We start from the raw sequence: 15,595 nt of genomic DNA on the forward strand, positions 1-15,595 counted from the left end.
CTACACATACTATACGAGGATGACTGTGGGAGGCGGGAAGAAAACGGCCATCGGTAAGCGGACAGCCCCTCATTCACCATTCCCCAATCCCCAGTCCCCCCTGTTTCACTGTCCCACTGTCTCCCTAGCTCACCAGCCCACCAGTCCACCAGCTCACTACCTCACCAGCCCGCTATTTCCCACATAAAAAAGCAGCGTTCCTTCCGGTTCCGCTGCTTTGATTTCTACCATTAGTCTTCCATTTCATCCAGATTGGCAGGGATTTCTGCTGTCTTTTCCAGCTTTGCCTGTTTTCTCTGATGGATAATGGTGCGATAGCCTTCTACCGCCAGTTCCAGGGCCAGGCCGATGAGGAGGATGCCGATGCCGGCCTGGGCATAGGGGCCCCAGTCGGTGGCGCCCTTCATAATCATGAGGATCTGGTTTCTTACGATGATGACCAGGGAGCTCAGGGTGACGATCATCATGAAGGTCATGGGGATGAGGAACATTTTATTGTTCTTTCCTGCGTTCCCCAGCCAGGTGGCTACTGCCAGAAGGCCGATGCCTGCCAGGAGCTGGTTGGCTGCGCCGAAGAGGCCCCAGATTTTCATGAATCCTCCCATGCCCAGGAGCACGCCCAGGATAACGGTGAGGATGGTGGCAAAGTAGGGGTTCACCATCAGTTTCTTGAAGCTGCCATCAATGTCTTTCGGTGTCTGTCCCGGTTCCAGCCAGAATTCCTGGAACATGAAGCGGGCCAGACGGGTGGCGGTATCAAGGGAGGTGAGGCAGAATGCGGAGTAGGTGAGCACCAGGAGGGTGTACATGCTGCTTTCCATGGATTTCAGTCCCGGAATGGCGCCGATCATGGCTGCAATGCCGCCGGCAAAAATATCGGTAGCCCCTTTCACATGGCCTGTTTCTCTGGCGTAGGCAATGGCGCAGAGGGTAATGATGGCCAGTACGCATTCCAGCAGCATGCCGCCATAGGCAATGGGCTTGGCATCGGATTCTTTATCCAGCTGCTTGGAGGTAGTGCCGGAGGAAACGAGGGAATGGAAACCGGAAATAGCGCCGCAGGCTACGGTGGTGAAAAGGATGGGGAACAGGTACTGGGTACCGTTTCCATTATCCACGGAAAATCCGGTGTAAGCCGGGAAAAGGTCCGGATTAATATCCGGATGGGCTCCTACAATGCCTACAATGGCCACGATGAGCATGGCGTAGAGCAGGAAGGAGGACAGGTAATCCCTTGGCTGCAGAAGAATCCATACGGGAGTGACGGAGGCAATGGTAATGTAAAGGCCGATGAGCCACATCCAGGTATGGGTGGAAAAATAGAAGGGATGGAAATTCATGCCGATGGCCATGCAGAGGACAATGGCGCCTACGCCAAGGATGGTGGAAGCCACCATGCCGGTGTGTCGGCGATATACCGCAAAGCCGAAGACAATGGCTACAGCGATAAAGAGCAGGGATACCATGGCTACGGACGCCTGGGTGGCACTCTTTGCTTCATTCACCACGCCGTTTTCATAGACGGCGCCGAAGGTGGAAGCCACGATGGCCGCAAAGGCAGCCACCACCAGGATCAGGGTGAGGTAAGAGAAAATGATAAAAAGCTGCTTTGCCCTTTTGGACATATTGGCGGAAATGATTTCGCCAATGGACTGCCCGTTGTGCCGGACCGAGGCAAAGAGGGCACCGAAGTCATGGACGCCGCCGAAGAAGATACCGCCCACCAGCACCCACAGGGTTACCGGCAGCCAGCCGAACATGGCAGCGCCGATAGGGCCTGTAATAGGGCCGGCGCCGGCAATGGACGAAAAATGATGGCCCATGAGCACAGGCGCCTTGGCAGGCACATAGTCCACGCCGTCTTCCATGGTATGGGCAGGGGTGGGAATGTCTCCCTTTCCTACGCCCCACTGCTTCACCAGCCAGCGGCCGTAGAAAATGTAGCCGCATAAGAGAATCACCAGGCATACAGCCAATAACGCAAGGGTATTCATAAAAGGTCCCCCTTTCGCAAGGACAGTACCGGATTACCGGTCAACATCAGGCATCCGCTTTCATACCCCTTTGGGGAAGCGGATAATCAGCAAAAACTTTTCTCAATCCCTTTTCCATGCACCTTCCTGCGCGGTTGAAATAGAAGTGACCGCCTGTAAGCTCCAATGCTCCTGCATGGAATTCCATCCATCCGTGAAATGAAAACCGGAAGGATTTGTAACGATGGCACTTCTCCAATGCCTTCCGGGCCTCCTCATCTATGGAATCACAGATAAAGAGAGGTGAAATATAGGTATACATATGGCCCGGCCCGATGTGAGCCATATCCATGCCCGCCTCGTAGGCATACTCCGAAAGCTCCCGGAATACTGCCAGGGTAAGACGGGGCACCTTGAAGAGGAAAATAAACTCCTCCTGGGCCGTCGACCAAAGCTGGGCGGAATGAAAGAGGAAATATTTCTCCCCCTGTTCATAATACTCACACACCGCCGAAAGCTCGGATCCCCCTGAAAAGAAAGGCTTCTGTAAGTGGCCGGCCTCCGCCAGTCCACGGGCTTCTTCCTCCCTTACTCCATCAAAGCGGGTAATGGTGTAATACCGCCGGTACCCCGACAGCAGCCTCTCCACCGCTTCATCTCTTCCCATGAGCCCCTCCTTTCATAATAAAATGTCATGTGAAAATAGAATCATTAGATGATGCTCACTAAAATATACCATTTATTTCCTCTTTTTCATAATAGAAGATACTTATAGCTGGTAGAAAGAAAAATACAGTGCGCTTTTGGGTGGGAAGTTTCCTATTGAGGTGAACAGCAATGGTGGAGCATTCCGACAGGAAACTGTTTGCAAGGGGTTTCCTACTGAGGTGATACGCAATGGTTATTCATTCCGACAGGAAACCTCCCGACCGGAGATTTCTCGACTCCGCTTCCGACCCTCGAAATGACGGGGCAGCCTGGAAGCACAGTTTCTCACACCAGCAAGAAAGGATTCGCCAAGGGTTTCCTATTGTGGTGATACGCAATGGTTAATCATTCCGGCAGGAAACTTTATCCCAGTACGTTTTGACTCTGATTCATTATCATTTAGTACTGCATGAAGGCAATAAAAAAACCTGCTGGCGGGGAAACCAGCAGGTTTTTGGAGAGAGGGTAAATTATTATCAAGAAAATCCAAGGTAAAAATGATAAGAATCAACGCACCTCCTTTTTCTGCACAGCAGCGGGCTTTCCTTTCTTCATGGGGATTTGAATCGGGAAATCCGCCGCCTTGCTCTAAGTTGACCGTCGGTCAACTTATGTACTTATTATATCATCTTTTTTCCAAGTTGCAAGCCTTTTTTGAAATAATTTTTTATAAACAAATTTTGAAATCCAGTTATACAAATACCTTCTTTAATTATTTCACATAATAAAAAAGGAGGACTGCCTGTGCAGTCCTCCCGAAAGGCCTATGCCTTATGCCATCATGTTTTCCAGCTGGCTGATAAATTCTTCCTGCGGCACGGCGCCGATCATGCGGTTCACTTCTTCCCCGTCCTTGAAGAGAATGATGGTGGGGATGGACATGATGTCGAACCGGCCTGCCAGTTCCTGCAGTTCATCTACATCCACCTTGCAGAAGTGGATTTTGTCGCCCAGCACCTTTTCTGCGTTTTCCAGCACCGGAGCCATCATACGGCAGGGGCCGCACCAGGTAGCCCAGAAATCGATGAGGCTGTAGCCTTTGTGGTTTGTGATTTCTGTATCAAACTGTTCATTGCTGTGGATTTCTGTAATCATAGGTTCTCTCCTTTTAAAAATTTCATATTTAACTTATTCGATGTATTTATTATAACACAGACTGTCAAATGGGGAAAGGGGCCGTTTTGCGGCCCGGGTACAGAGTGTTCAAAGGGTTGTGGATTGCCGTTGGCAATGTATTTTATAAACCACTTCGCGGCTGCCCCCTTTTGGCTCGCTGCTCTCGCCCCCACCCCTTAGACAGGGGTGGGCAAGGCGTTATGGAATGACCTTCCCGCCATTCCACTGCATCCCATGCATGAAAATCTCATACTTTGTCTTATGGATAAGACAAAAACAGGGCCATATTGTTTCATAGAGAATACAATATGGCCCATCTTTTGTCTTATGAATAAGACAACCAGGGAATCGTGGATTAAATCGTTATCTGCTTTCATCCTTGCATTATTGCACTATGCAAGGGATTCCATGACGAAGCAGTGCATAAAAATCCTTATGAAAGCAGGCTCTATGAATGAATCAGTCTCATTTCCCGGTGTATACGGTCTTCTTATGGCTTCCGTAGAGGTCAAGGAATACGGCGTCTTCGTCGTAGCGGTTGAGGCGTACCGGTTTCTTGTCCGCATAACCTACGGCAATGATGCAGAAGGGATCCAGTTCATCGGGGATGTCCAGGATATGGTCCAGGTGCACTTTTCTATCCTGATAGGGGTATACCTGCATCCAGAGGGTGGAGAGTTCCAGATGTTCCGCTTCGATCAGGATATTCTGGGCGGCTGCGGCGCAGTCGAAGGTCCATTCTTCGGGGAAGGAAATGCCATCTTTCTTGCCCACGATGACAATGGCTGCAGATGCCTTACGGGCAGGGCCGGCGATAATGCTGTTGTGGGAAATGGCTTTGACCAGGTCTTCTCTGGTAACGATGATGAAATCCCGGGATTTCTGGTTGCCCACGGCCCTGGCCTGCATGCCTGCCTTTACCAGGGTAAGAAGGTCTTCGTCCGGCACCGGTGTCTTTTCCTTAAAATACCGGCAGGTGCCTCTTCTGAAAATTTCGTCCATGGTTCTTCCTCCTTTTATATATGCGTTCACCTGATTCTTTCTTGCTTTTATTATACCATAAATGGGCCGCTTTGCGGCCCGGGTGCAGAGGGTCCCCCCATTTATTGTCCCACCGCTTTAGGGAAGGTGGTGGCGCAGCTACCAAAGGGGACGGGCCCTTCGGGCCCGAAGGTTGCAGCCGCCTTCGGCGGCAGGTTGTCTAACAAGGGTGTATGAAAGGTCCTTAGACCACCCTGTCGGCAGGAAGGCTCCGGTCCGTCTGACCGTCAGATTATCTGACAGTCCCATGTCTCCCAGCGGGCAGCGGCTATCTGTCCCACTGTCCCACTGTCTCACTGTCCCACTAATCCACCAGCCCTCTACCTTACTGTCTTTTTCATATTCTTAATGAACCGGTCGATGATCCGGCCGTAAAGGTTTTCGGGGTTGCTTTCGGCTCCTCTGGTGCGGCTGTCTTCGCTGGAGGCGATGAGGTTTCCTGTTTTGGTGTCATACCATTCGAAGGTGACTGTAACTTCTGCATAGGGTACCCAGTAGTTGGGCACGTATTCGGGGTAGGTAACGGTGCGGTAGTATTCGTGCCAGTTTCCGTCTTTATCCCGCCATGCATCCCGGACTTCGGTTTCTCTCCATTCCGCATGGGCGGGCACCAGGTAGGAGTCTACCTGCCAGGCGGTGAGGCGGGGCTGGATGTAGATGGCGGCGCCGCTGGCGAGAGCTTTCCCGGGGATGGCGGTGTCCCTGTCCTCTATGATGGCGTCTTCTGTTTTTTCAGTGGATTCCAGTGTGCCCCGGGGTTTGGGAGAGGGAAGGAGGAGGCGGGGGCTTTTTACTTTGGAAAGTTTTTGGTAGAATGTTTCCTTCCGTTTCCATTCTCCTGCCGGACTGATGTCAGCTATGGCGGAGGTGTCCATTTCTCCGATGTAGATGGCTGCATTTTTCGTAAAGTCGTAGGTGCTGTCCTTCCATTCGGTGTAGTCTGCCCTGGAAGGAGCTGCAGCAAGCAGGAGGAAGAAAGCAGTGAGGATGGCGATGATTTTTTTCATGGTTTTTCTCCTTTCTGTTTTCTTCATCTTACCATAAAAGGGGAATGGAGGACATGAAAAAAGAGCTGCCGGATTTTCATTCAGCAGCTCTTTTTCAGGAATTAGAGACTTTTTGTTGCGGAGAGACGGACAAGGGCACGCATGAGGGCCAGTCTGGCACGGTCCACATCGATTTCTTCGGTGCGATGGGCCAGTCTGTCTTCGGCGCGTTTCTTAGCCGCCTGGGCACGGGCTACGTCAATGTTTTCCGCCAGTTCGGCCAGCGGTGCGATGACATTGACTTTGCTGTTCTTGGTTTCAAGGAATCCGCCAAATACAGCAATGCGTTCCTCCTGGTCGCCTTTCTTCACGCGCACTACGCACATGGTAAGGGCGGCAGCAAGGGGAAGGTGGCGTTTCATGACAGCGAATTCGCCATCTTCCGCACGGGCAACCACCATGTCTACGCCGTCATCTTTGTAGATGGCGCCGTCGGGACTGATGACTTCCACGTGCATAGGATTAGTAAGGGTATCAGCCATGGCTTATTCCCCTTTCTTCATCTTTTCAGCCTTTTCGATTGCTTCATCAATGGTGCCCACCATATAGAATGCACCTTCCGGCATATCATCATGCTCGCCTGCAAGGATTTCCTTGAAGCCTCTGATGGTTTCTTTCAGCGGTACATATCTTCCCGGGGAACCGGTGAACTGTTCAGCTACGAAGAATGGCTGAGACAGGAATCTCTGGATCTTTCTTGCGCGGGCAACGATGACTTTGTCGTCGTCGGAAAGTTCTTCCATACCGAGGATGGCGATGATATCCTGCAGTTCTTTGTAGCGCTGGAGGATAGCCTGTACGCCGCGGGCTACTTCGTAGTGTTCTTTGCCGAGGACGTTCGGGTCAAGGATACGGGAAGTGGAGTCCAGGGGGTCAACGGCCGGATAGATACCCAGTTCTGCAATGGAACGGTTCAGTACGGTGGTAGCATCCAGATGGGTGAATACGCCTGCCGGAGCCGGGTCGGTGAGGTCATCGGCCGGTACATAGACTGCCTGTACGGATGTAATGGAGCCTTCTTTGGTAGAGGTGATTCGTTCCTGCAGTTCGCCGATATCGGTGGCCAGGGTTGGCTGGTAACCTACGGCAGATGGCATACGGCCCAAGAGGGCGGATACTTCGGAGCCTGCCTGTACGAAACGGAAAATGTTATCTACGAAGAGAAGTACGTCCTGGTGTTCTTTATCACGGAAGTATTCTGCCATGGTGAGGCCGGTGAGGGCTACTCTCATACGAGCTCCCGGCGGTTCGTTCATCTGACCGTATACAAGGGCTACCTTGTTCAATACGCCGGAGTCTTTCATTTCGCCCCAGAGGTCGTTGCCTTCACGGGTACGTTCGCCTACGCCGCAGAATACGGAGCAGCCGTTATGTTCGGATGCTACGTTGTGAATCAGTTCCTGAATGAGGACTGTTTTGCCTACGCCTGCACCGCCGAACAGACCTACTTTACCGCCTTTTGCGTATGGGCAGATAAGGTCTACGACTTTGATGCCGGTTTCGAAAATTTCAGCTGCCGGGGACTGGTCTTTGAAGGCCGGTGCCTGACGGTGAATGGGCCAGTAGTCTTTTGCTTTGACCGGTGTGGGGTCTTTGTCTACTGTCTGGCCTAATACGTTGAAAATACGTCCAAGGACGCCGTCGCCTACCGGGGTGGCAATTGCACGGCCGGTGTCGACAGCTTTCATTCCACGTACCATGCCATCTGTGGAGCTCATGGCTACGGCACGGACTACGCCGTCGCCGAGGTGCTGCATGGTTTCACAGATAACATCTACAGGAACGCTGCCTTTGTCGTCTTTTACATGGATTGCATTATAGATGGCAGGAAGTTCTTTGTCATCGTCGAAGGCGATATCGACTACGGCGCCGATGACCTGAACGACTTTACCTACCTGCATCTCCTGTTCATTTGCCATGAAGAAGCATTCCTCCTTAATCGATATAGGTTATTCCAGCGCAGCTGCACCGCCGACAATTTCGGAAATTTCGTTGGTAACCTGGGCCTGGCGTGCTTTGTTGTACGTAAGGTTGAGGTCGGCGATTCTTTCGGTAGCGTTGTCGGTAGCAGCGGACATAGCAGCCATTCGGCTTCCCAGTTCGGAAGCGGCAGACTGGAGCATGGCGTTGTAAACCTGGACCTGTACATATTCAGGAAGCAGTTTGGAAAGGACGGATGCGGCGTCGGGAAGGAAAATATAGGGTTCTTCTTCTGCAGCTTCTGCTTTTCCTGCTTCCTCACCGGCTGCGCCTGTGGGGTTCTGGATAGGGAGAAGTTTCTCTACCCTGACCTGCTGGCGGAGGGCGGTGATAAATCTGGTGTAAATAATATAAACTTCGTCCACTTCTTCCTTTACGAAGTAGTCAACCATTTCCTTGGCTACGTCGATGGAGTCCTGGGCCTGAGGTTTATCTGAAAATCCGAAGTGATAGGAGTCAAGATCATACCCGCGGAATTTGAGGTAGTTTTTACCCTGTTTGCCGCACACATAAAGTGCATAGGTAGAACGATCCTTACCGGAGATTTCGTGCATGGTCTGCTTCATAACGTTGGAGTTATAAGCACCGGCAAGGCCTTTATCTGCGCTGATGACGAGATATCCGACCTTCTTTACTTCGCCTTCCCGAAGGAGGGGGCTGGTAAAACCGGGTGTTACCGAAGAAGCACGGCGCAGGAGCTCTCCGATTTTTTCAGCATAGGGACGGGAGCCGTTTGCCTTTTCTTCTGCTTTACGCAGGCGGGCAGCGGCAACCATCTTCATTGCTTTTGTGATCTGCTGGATGTTGGTGACAGATTTAATGCGCCCTTTTATATCACGCGTACTTTCCAATCAGATCACCCCTCTACCTTGTCAGACTTTTCAGCTTTGTTAGCGTTGTAGCGTTCTTTGAATTCAACAATAGCGGCCTTCAGTCTTTCTTCGTTTTCATCGGTCAGTTTCTTGTTCTTCACGATGTCTTCGCCGATTTCCGGATGGCTGCTGTGGAGGAATGCAAGGATCTGGTGTTCGAAGTCTACGACTTCATCTACACCGATGTCATCGAGGTAGCCTTTAACTGCTACGTAGATGGCCTGTACCTGGTCTTCGACGGGGTACGGGGAGTACTGCGGCTGTTTGAGGACTTCGGTGGTTCTCTGGCCGCGGTCGATCTGTGCCTTGGTGGCCGGATCCAGGTCGCTTCCGAACTGTGCGAAGGCTGCCAGTTCTCTGTACTGGGCAAGGTCCAGACGGAGGGTGCCGGCTACCTGCTTCATGGCTTTGATCTGGGCGGAGCCGCCTACACGGGATACGGAAAGGCCTACGTTGATTGCCGGACGGATACCGGAGTAGAAGAGTGCGGTTTCCAGATAGATCTGGCCGTCGGTAATGGAAATAACGTTGGTCGGAATGTAGGCGCCTACGTCGCCTGCCAGGGTTTCAATGATCGGGAGTGCTGTAATGGAGCCGCCGCCCAGGTCTTTGGAGAGGCGGGCTGCACGTTCCAGCAGTCTGGAATGCAGATAGAATACATCGCCAGGGTATGCTTCACGTCCCGGTGGACGGCGGAGCAGCAGGGACATGGCACGGTATGCTACGGCGTGCTTGGAGAGGTCATCATAAATAATGAGGACGTCTTTGCCCTGGTGCATGAAGTGTTCGGCGATGGAGACACCGGAGTACGGTGCCAGGTACTGCATCGGGGAGCCTTCGGATGCGCCTGCATGGACGATGATGGAGTAATCCATGGCGCCTGCGGACTTCAGTTTTTCGTATACACGAACAACGTTGGAGTTCTTCTGGCCGATGGATACGTAAATACAAATGACGTTCTGACCCTTCTGGTTCAGAATGGTATCAATGCCGATGGCTGTCTTACCGGTGCCGCGGTCGCCAATGATAAGTTCACGCTGGCCTCTTCCGATAGGAACCATGGAGTCGATAGCTTTAAGACCTGTCTGCAGAGGAACATTAACCGGCTGTCTGTCGGCAATGCCCGGTGCTTTGATTTCAATGTCGCGGAATTCGTCGGTTTTGATTTCGCCTTTGCCATCAATCGGCTGGCCCAGTGCGTTAACAACGCGGCCGATAACTGCGTCGCCTACCGGTACCTGCATGAGGTGGCCTGTTCTTTTAACAGTGTCCCCTTCCTTAATGGTTTCGGACTTACCAAGAAGTACGGCACCTACGTTGCTTTCTTCCAGGTTCAGCGCCATTCCGTAAACGCCGTTCGGCAGTTCAAGGAGTTCGCCGGCCATGCAGTTCTGCAGGCCATAGACATGGGCAATGCCGTCGCCGACTTCAAGGACTGTACCAACTTCATCGACATTGAGGTCTACTTTGTAGTTTTCAATCTGTTTTTTAATGACAGATGTGATTTCATCTGAACTGATTTTCATTTCCTATAAGTCACCTCAATTATTGCATCATTTTCGCTTTCAGTGTCTGCAGGGATCTGGCCACGGAGCCATCGATGAGGCGGTCGCCCACCTGTACGGTGAATCCGCCGATCAGGGCTGCATCCACTTTCTGCTTCAGGAGAATCTTTTTGCCGGTCATGGCGGAAAGTTTTTCCTTCAGCGTTTCAGCCTGAGACTTGCTGAGCGGAAGGGCAGATGTTACCACTGCTTCTTCGACGCCCAGGCCCTGATGGGCTTGGGTTACGTAGTAGTCCACCATCATGGGGAATACATCGAAACGGTCTCTGTCCATAACCACGTAGCAGAATTGCAGGACAACCGGCTGTACCTTGTCTGCAAAGAGTTTTGTTAACGTATCTTTCTTGACATCCCTGGAAAGCAGAGGATGATTCAGAAAATCCTTGAGGTTCTGATTTTTGCGGATAGCGTCTGCAATCAGCACCAGATCTTCTTCTGTCTGTTTCAAGCTGTTCTGCTGGGCAGCGATCTCATAGATAGCACGTCCGTACTTTTTCGCAAGGATTACGTTCTTATCCATGATTACTTACCTGCTTTGCGGGCACCCAGCTTGGCGATGCTTTCCGCAATCAGCCGGTCGTTAGCTTCCGGCGTCATATTTTTGCTGATGATCTTAGCTGCAATTTCGCAGGAAAGGCCGGCAACCTGAGATTTCAATTCTTCGAGAGCATCCTTGCGTTCTCTCTCGATCTGTTTGGTTGCGTTTTCCTTTTCCTTTTCAATAGCGGCATGAGCTTCTTTAATCTGGGCATCGGCCTGGACTTTGGCTTCTTTTACAGCCTTGTCCACAATTTCCTGGGCTTTAGCCTGTGCATCGCGGAGCTGTTCTTCATAGGATTCCTTCAGCTTTTCAGCGTCTGCCTTGGATGCGGCAGCGGAGTCCAGATCATTCTTAATTCGGTTCTTACGTTCATCAAGAACTTTCAGTACCGGTTTATAGCAGAAATGACCAAGAATTGCACACAGAATAACGAAGTTGATGATCTGAATCAGCAGTGTACCATTCAGTTCTACCAATTCGATCCCTCCTTAAGTTAATATTGGATAATATTATTTAAGGAATGGGTTAGCGAATACGAGAACCAGAGCGATAACGATAGCAATAATCGGGATAGATTCGATAAGGCCGATGGCAACCAGCATGTTGGTGAAAAGCTTGCCTGCCATTTCAGGCTGACGGGTCATGCCTTCGAGAGCATGGGAAGCTGCCTTGGAGTCGGAGAAAGCAGCTGCGATAGCGGCTACTGCGGCAATAACTGCTGCTGCGATAAGAGAATACTGTGCGACGATTGTCTGATCCATAATAATAATTCCTCCTGAGAATCACTTAAATATTTCCGGAGACGGCCGGTACCGTTAGATTGACAAACCGTTTGGACGGGCGGTGCCGTACCGTTTGATAAAGAGCGGCGCTCTGCTCCACCGAAGATTAGAGGCTTTCCTTCATGTACACGGAAGCCAGGGTGGTGAAAATGTATGCCTGAACCAGACCGACAAACAAGCTGAAGGCGATCCAGATCATAGGTACGAACCACGGGCAGAGGAAATACAGAATTTCCAGCAGGATTTCACCGGCCAGGATGTTGCCGAATAGACGCATAGCCAGCGTAACCGGCCTTGCAATCTCTTCAATCAGGTTCATGACCACGAAAACCGGGAACGGTTCGAAGAAGTGCTTCAGCCAATGTCCCACGCCCTTATTCTTGATGAAATAGAAGTGAAGGATCAGGGAGCTGGCAATAGCCAGGCCTAATGTGGTATTTACATCATTGGTCGGAGAAGCAGTCAGGTGTTCTGTAGGCAGAAGGCCAATCTGGTTGGCTGTGAAGATAAACAGGAAGAATGTCAGAAGAACATTCGCCACCTGACGGTATTTGCTGCCAAGGTTGCTGTCAAACTGGCTGCACAAACCTTCAATCACCATTTCTACCACGTTCTGCCAGCCGCCGGGAATCAGTGATTTGCCCCGGGTAGCAGCAAAGACAAGGATGAAAACGATAAGGGCTGAAAGCCATGTGGTAAAAATCGTGTCCATATTCACAGACATGCCGAAAAGCTGCTCTACAACGTGTGTACCTGTGTGCAGATGCATAATCTCACCCCCTCTCTCTTACAAGGATGTCAAGAAAAAGTCCCTATTCCTTAATTAAACCGACCACGCGCTCTGCCAGAGTCGCGACGGGCAGTGTAAGTAAGCCACCTAAAAAGGCCAGTATATCCAGCGGGCTGAATACCACCGCCAGGGCGCAAAGTATTTCCAGAATGAACCGCATTGTAGTGAATATGAATAGATGCTGTCCAATAAACTCCGGCTCCCTTTCAGCTTTAACCCACTGGTTAAACTTGACCACCATTAATTTATAGAAAAGTATATGGAAAAGAGTCCCCAGGGCCCAGGCAGCGCCGTAGGTCCAGCCCTTCCACGCAAAGAGGATTCCTGTGCCGACGATGAGAAATACAAGGAGAAACCTGGTCATGCGGGCTGCATAGGTTGGAAATGTAAGATCAAATTTCATGCTATTTCTTTCCCAAAATCTGTTTAATCACCGAATACATGCCGGACATGGCTCCTACAATGGAGAAAATGATAATGCCAAAGGGAGAAGTCCCCAGGTATTCGTCACATTTCAGCCCCAGCCAGAGGCCGATGCCGATGGAAACGAGAAGGGTGATGCCGGCGCCTGACGCCACTGCAATGCTGTGCAGCGGATCAAAATCATCGGGTGCTTTCTTCGAATCCTTCCTTTTTTCCATGTCTCTCCACCCTACCGGACAGGCCGGGTTTGCACTTACAAAAATGGGCACGTTAAACACAACTTGCGTTTATACTGTCTCAGTATACCATAACCATTGTCACTTGGCTATAAATTTAGTAGGTTTTTTGTCACTAATTCCTTCAATCCACAAAAGCGCGTCCACAATGCGTTCTGCCGAGCGGCCGTCGCCGTAGGGATTCACCGCTTCCGCCATGGATTTGTATTCTTTTTCATCGGTAAGAAGTTTGTAGGCTGTTTCGAAAACCTTCTCCTCATCGGTGCCTACCAAGCGGACAGTGCCTGCTTCCACCGCTTCCGGACGCTCTGTGGTATCCCGGAGCACCAGCACCGGTTTGCCAAGGCTGGGCGCTTCCTCCTGGATTCCGCCGGAATCGGTGAGGACGATGGCGCTTCTGGCCATGAGATTTGTGAAAGGTTCGTATTCCATAGGTTCCACCAGATGGATACCCGGCACCCCTTCCAGTTCCTCGGAAACCGCTTCCCGCACCAGAGGATTTCTATGAACCGGGAATACCACTTCCGTATCCGGAACCGCTTCCACCAGACGGCGCAGGGCCCGGTATACATGGTGCATGGGGTCCCCCAGATTCTCGCGGCGGTGGGTGGTGACAAGAATCACCCGTTTATGTTCCTCAATGGCTTCGATTTCCGGATCCTCGAAATGGTAATCCTTCTTCACCGTATTGAGAAGGGCGTCGATAACCGTATTTCCTACTACGAAAATGGAGCTGTCCTTCTTGTTCTCGCGAAGCAAATTTCCCCTTGCCGTTTCCGTAGGCGCAAAGTTCACATTAGAAAGAACGCCGGTGAGCTGGCGGTTCGCCTCCTCCGGATAGGGGGAAAGAAGATTTCCCGTCCGCAGGCCCGCCTCCACGTGGCCCACTTTAATCTGCTGGTAGAAAGCAGCCAGCGCCGCCGTAAAGGTGGTGGTGGTATCGCCGTGCACCAGTACATAGTCCGGCTTTTCCCGCTTCAGCACATCCTCCAGCCCCCGGAGCACCCGGGCGGTAATGTCATAGAGCGTCTGGCCGCTCTTCATGATGTCCAGATCATAGTCCACAGGAAGGTCGAAAAGATCCACCACCTGATCCAGCATTTCACGGTGCTGAGCCGTGAGGCATACCTTCGTTTCGATTTCCTTGTGCTTCAGAAGCGCCCTGACAACAGGGGCCATCTTGATGGCTTCCGGCCTGGTGCCGAAAATGGTCATTACTTTCATACTATACCCTCTTTATTTAATACATTTCAAAGAAATGAAATTCACTTTTCTTCTTTTTTATCCTTCTTATGCTCCATCTGGTAGGGAGAAGGAACGATTTCCTTCATAACCCCCAGCTTTCTGGCCCAGAGGATGAAAAGAATGAGCGCAATCACCACGATGGCAATGCCCATGAGCGTACGCAGATGAATCACCAGCAGCGCCACGCAGGAGAAAAAGGCGGTGAGCGCATACATAATGAGCACCACCTGCTTCTGGGTGAGCCCCTTGGCCAGGAGGCGGTGATGGAGATGGTTCTTATCCGGCGAAAAGATGGGAACGCCGCTGCTCTTGCGCCGGATGATGGCCAGGAACGTGTCCGTAATAGGCACCGCCAGCGCCACCAGCGGCACCACCAGCACCGCAGCAGCCGCAGTCTTCATGGAGCCCATAACGGAAACGGCGGCAATGATGTAGCCCAGGAACATGGACCCCGTATCCCCCATGAAAATCTTGGCGGGGTTGAAATTGTACTGCAGGAATGCCAGGCAGGCGCCGGTCATGGCCACCATGGCAGCAGCCGCCGTCCACTGTCCCATCTGGAAAGCCAGAAGGGCGATGGCAATGGAGGCGATGGTGGCAATCCCCGCCGCCAGCCCGTCCAGACCGTCGATGAGGTTCACCGTATTAATAAATCCGATAATCCAGAAAATGGTAAGAGGCAGGGAAATGATTTCCGGCAGATAGATGATACCCAGCCGGGGAATATGAATCCAGTCGATGTTGATGTTGAAAATCACCACCGGAATGGCAGCTGCGATAATCTGTCCCAGAAGCTTCACCTTCGGCGGCAGGGACACCACATCATCTGCAATGCCTACGATAATCAGGAACGTAGCCCCCAGCATGATGCCCACCATTTCATAGGTAAATCCGATGGTGGCAATGGCGGAAACCATGAAGCCCGCATAAATAGCCAGCCCCCCCAGCCGCGGAATGAGGCCGTGATGCACCTTCCGGGCGTCAGGCTTGTCCACGGCGCCGATACGGATGGCCAGGTTCTTCACCACCGGCGTCAGTACAAAGGTGACCACCAGGGCTGTCAGAAACGTGAACGCATAGGCGAACAACGTAACACCTCCTAAAAAAGACAATACTTCTACGTTATTTTATCACATAGGCCCCTGTTTGTGAAAGAAGAGAGGAAATCAGGGTAAGTGTCAAGTTTTCCTCGGTAATTCATTTGACTGTCGATGATTACTATCTCCGTGGCTTCGGTTTTATCAGTATTTCTGTATAGCTCTGGCCAGTCTCCCCAT

17 protein-coding genes are annotated in these 15,595 nt (G+C 51.5%); all 17 read right to left on the reverse strand.

Annotation, left to right across the window (positions count from 1 at the left end; all coding sequences use genetic code 11):
* Positions 1–230: 230 nt before the first annotated feature.
* Positions 231–1,994: a carbon starvation protein A gene (locus B2Y11_RS03620; RefSeq protein WP_291056332.1), complete on the reverse strand. Its 1,764-nt coding sequence runs from the start codon at positions 1,992–1,994 to the stop codon at positions 231–233.
* 46 nt (positions 1,995–2,040) lie between these two features.
* On the reverse strand, positions 2,041–2,640 hold the full coding sequence (locus B2Y11_RS03625) for a hypothetical protein (protein WP_291056335.1): 600 nt from the start codon (positions 2,638–2,640) through the stop codon (positions 2,041–2,043).
* 812 nt (positions 2,641–3,452) lie between these two features.
* Positions 3,453–3,776 carry a thioredoxin gene (gene trxA, locus B2Y11_RS03630; RefSeq protein WP_291056337.1) on the reverse strand — a complete coding sequence of 108 codons (324 nt, stop codon included), beginning with the start codon at positions 3,774–3,776 and terminating at the stop codon, positions 3,453–3,455.
* Between the two features lie 486 nt (positions 3,777–4,262).
* Positions 4,263–4,799 (reverse strand): nitroreductase family protein, encoded by a 537-nt coding sequence (locus B2Y11_RS03635; RefSeq protein ID WP_291056340.1) that lies wholly within the window; start codon positions 4,797–4,799, stop codon positions 4,263–4,265.
* 359 nt (positions 4,800–5,158) lie between these two features.
* Positions 5,159–5,845, reverse strand: a complete 687-nt coding sequence (locus tag B2Y11_RS03640; protein ID WP_291056342.1) for a hypothetical protein — start codon at positions 5,843–5,845, stop codon at positions 5,159–5,161.
* Positions 5,846–5,946: 101 nt separating this feature from the next.
* On the reverse strand, positions 5,947–6,366 hold the full coding sequence (locus B2Y11_RS03645; protein WP_291056344.1) for a F0F1 ATP synthase subunit epsilon: 420 nt from the start codon (positions 6,364–6,366) through the stop codon (positions 5,947–5,949).
* 3 nt (positions 6,367–6,369) lie between these two features.
* Complete coding sequence (gene atpD, locus B2Y11_RS03650; RefSeq protein ID WP_422652257.1) at positions 6,370–7,785, reverse strand: F0F1 ATP synthase subunit beta; 1,416 nt, start codon at positions 7,783–7,785, stop codon at positions 6,370–6,372.
* Between the two features lie 48 nt (positions 7,786–7,833).
* A complete protein-coding gene (gene atpG, locus B2Y11_RS03655; protein ID WP_288265447.1) occupies positions 7,834–8,715 on the reverse strand; it encodes an ATP synthase F1 subunit gamma in 882 nt (293 codons plus the stop codon).
* Positions 8,716–8,720: 5 nt separating this feature from the next.
* A complete protein-coding gene (gene atpA / locus B2Y11_RS03660) occupies positions 8,721–10,262 on the reverse strand; it encodes a F0F1 ATP synthase subunit alpha (protein ID WP_288265446.1) in 1,542 nt (513 codons plus the stop codon).
* Positions 10,263–10,281: 19 nt separating this feature from the next.
* On the reverse strand, positions 10,282–10,821 hold the full coding sequence (locus B2Y11_RS03665) for a F0F1 ATP synthase subunit delta (RefSeq protein ID WP_288265445.1): 540 nt from the start codon (positions 10,819–10,821) through the stop codon (positions 10,282–10,284).
* A gap of 2 nt (positions 10,822–10,823) precedes the next feature.
* On the reverse strand, positions 10,824–11,318 hold the full coding sequence (gene atpF / locus B2Y11_RS03670) for a F0F1 ATP synthase subunit B (RefSeq protein ID WP_273097052.1): 495 nt from the start codon (positions 11,316–11,318) through the stop codon (positions 10,824–10,826).
* Positions 11,319–11,351: 33 nt separating this feature from the next.
* Positions 11,352–11,603, reverse strand: a complete 252-nt coding sequence (atpE, locus tag B2Y11_RS03675) for a F0F1 ATP synthase subunit C (protein ID WP_288265444.1) — start codon at positions 11,601–11,603, stop codon at positions 11,352–11,354.
* Positions 11,604–11,730: 127 nt separating this feature from the next.
* Positions 11,731–12,393, reverse strand: coding sequence for a F0F1 ATP synthase subunit A (gene atpB, locus B2Y11_RS03680; protein WP_288265443.1), 663 nt, complete (start codon positions 12,391–12,393; stop codon positions 11,731–11,733).
* Between the two features lie 43 nt (positions 12,394–12,436).
* The gene (locus tag B2Y11_RS03685; protein ID WP_273097054.1) at positions 12,437–12,817 is read right to left on the reverse strand and encodes a hypothetical protein; all 381 of its coding nucleotides are present in this window, start codon (positions 12,815–12,817) and stop codon (positions 12,437–12,439) included.
* 1 nt (position 12,818) lies between these two features.
* Positions 12,819–13,055, reverse strand: coding sequence for an AtpZ/AtpI family protein (locus B2Y11_RS03690; RefSeq protein WP_288265442.1), 237 nt, complete (start codon positions 13,053–13,055; stop codon positions 12,819–12,821).
* A 99-nt stretch (positions 13,056–13,154) separates the two neighbouring features.
* Positions 13,155–14,297 carry a non-hydrolyzing UDP-N-acetylglucosamine 2-epimerase gene (wecB, locus tag B2Y11_RS03695; RefSeq protein ID WP_291056357.1) on the reverse strand — a complete coding sequence of 381 codons (1,143 nt, stop codon included), beginning with the start codon at positions 14,295–14,297 and terminating at the stop codon, positions 13,155–13,157.
* A 41-nt stretch (positions 14,298–14,338) separates the two neighbouring features.
* Positions 14,339–15,406: a glycosyltransferase family 4 protein gene (locus tag B2Y11_RS03700; protein ID WP_291056358.1), complete on the reverse strand. Its 1,068-nt coding sequence runs from the start codon at positions 15,404–15,406 to the stop codon at positions 14,339–14,341.
* Positions 15,407–15,595: the final 189 nt, after the last annotated feature.

This window comes from Dialister sp. UBA1703 (genome assembly GCA_002320515.1).
In the GTDB taxonomy this organism is placed as follows: Bacteria; Bacillota; Negativicutes; order Veillonellales; family Dialisteraceae; genus Dialister.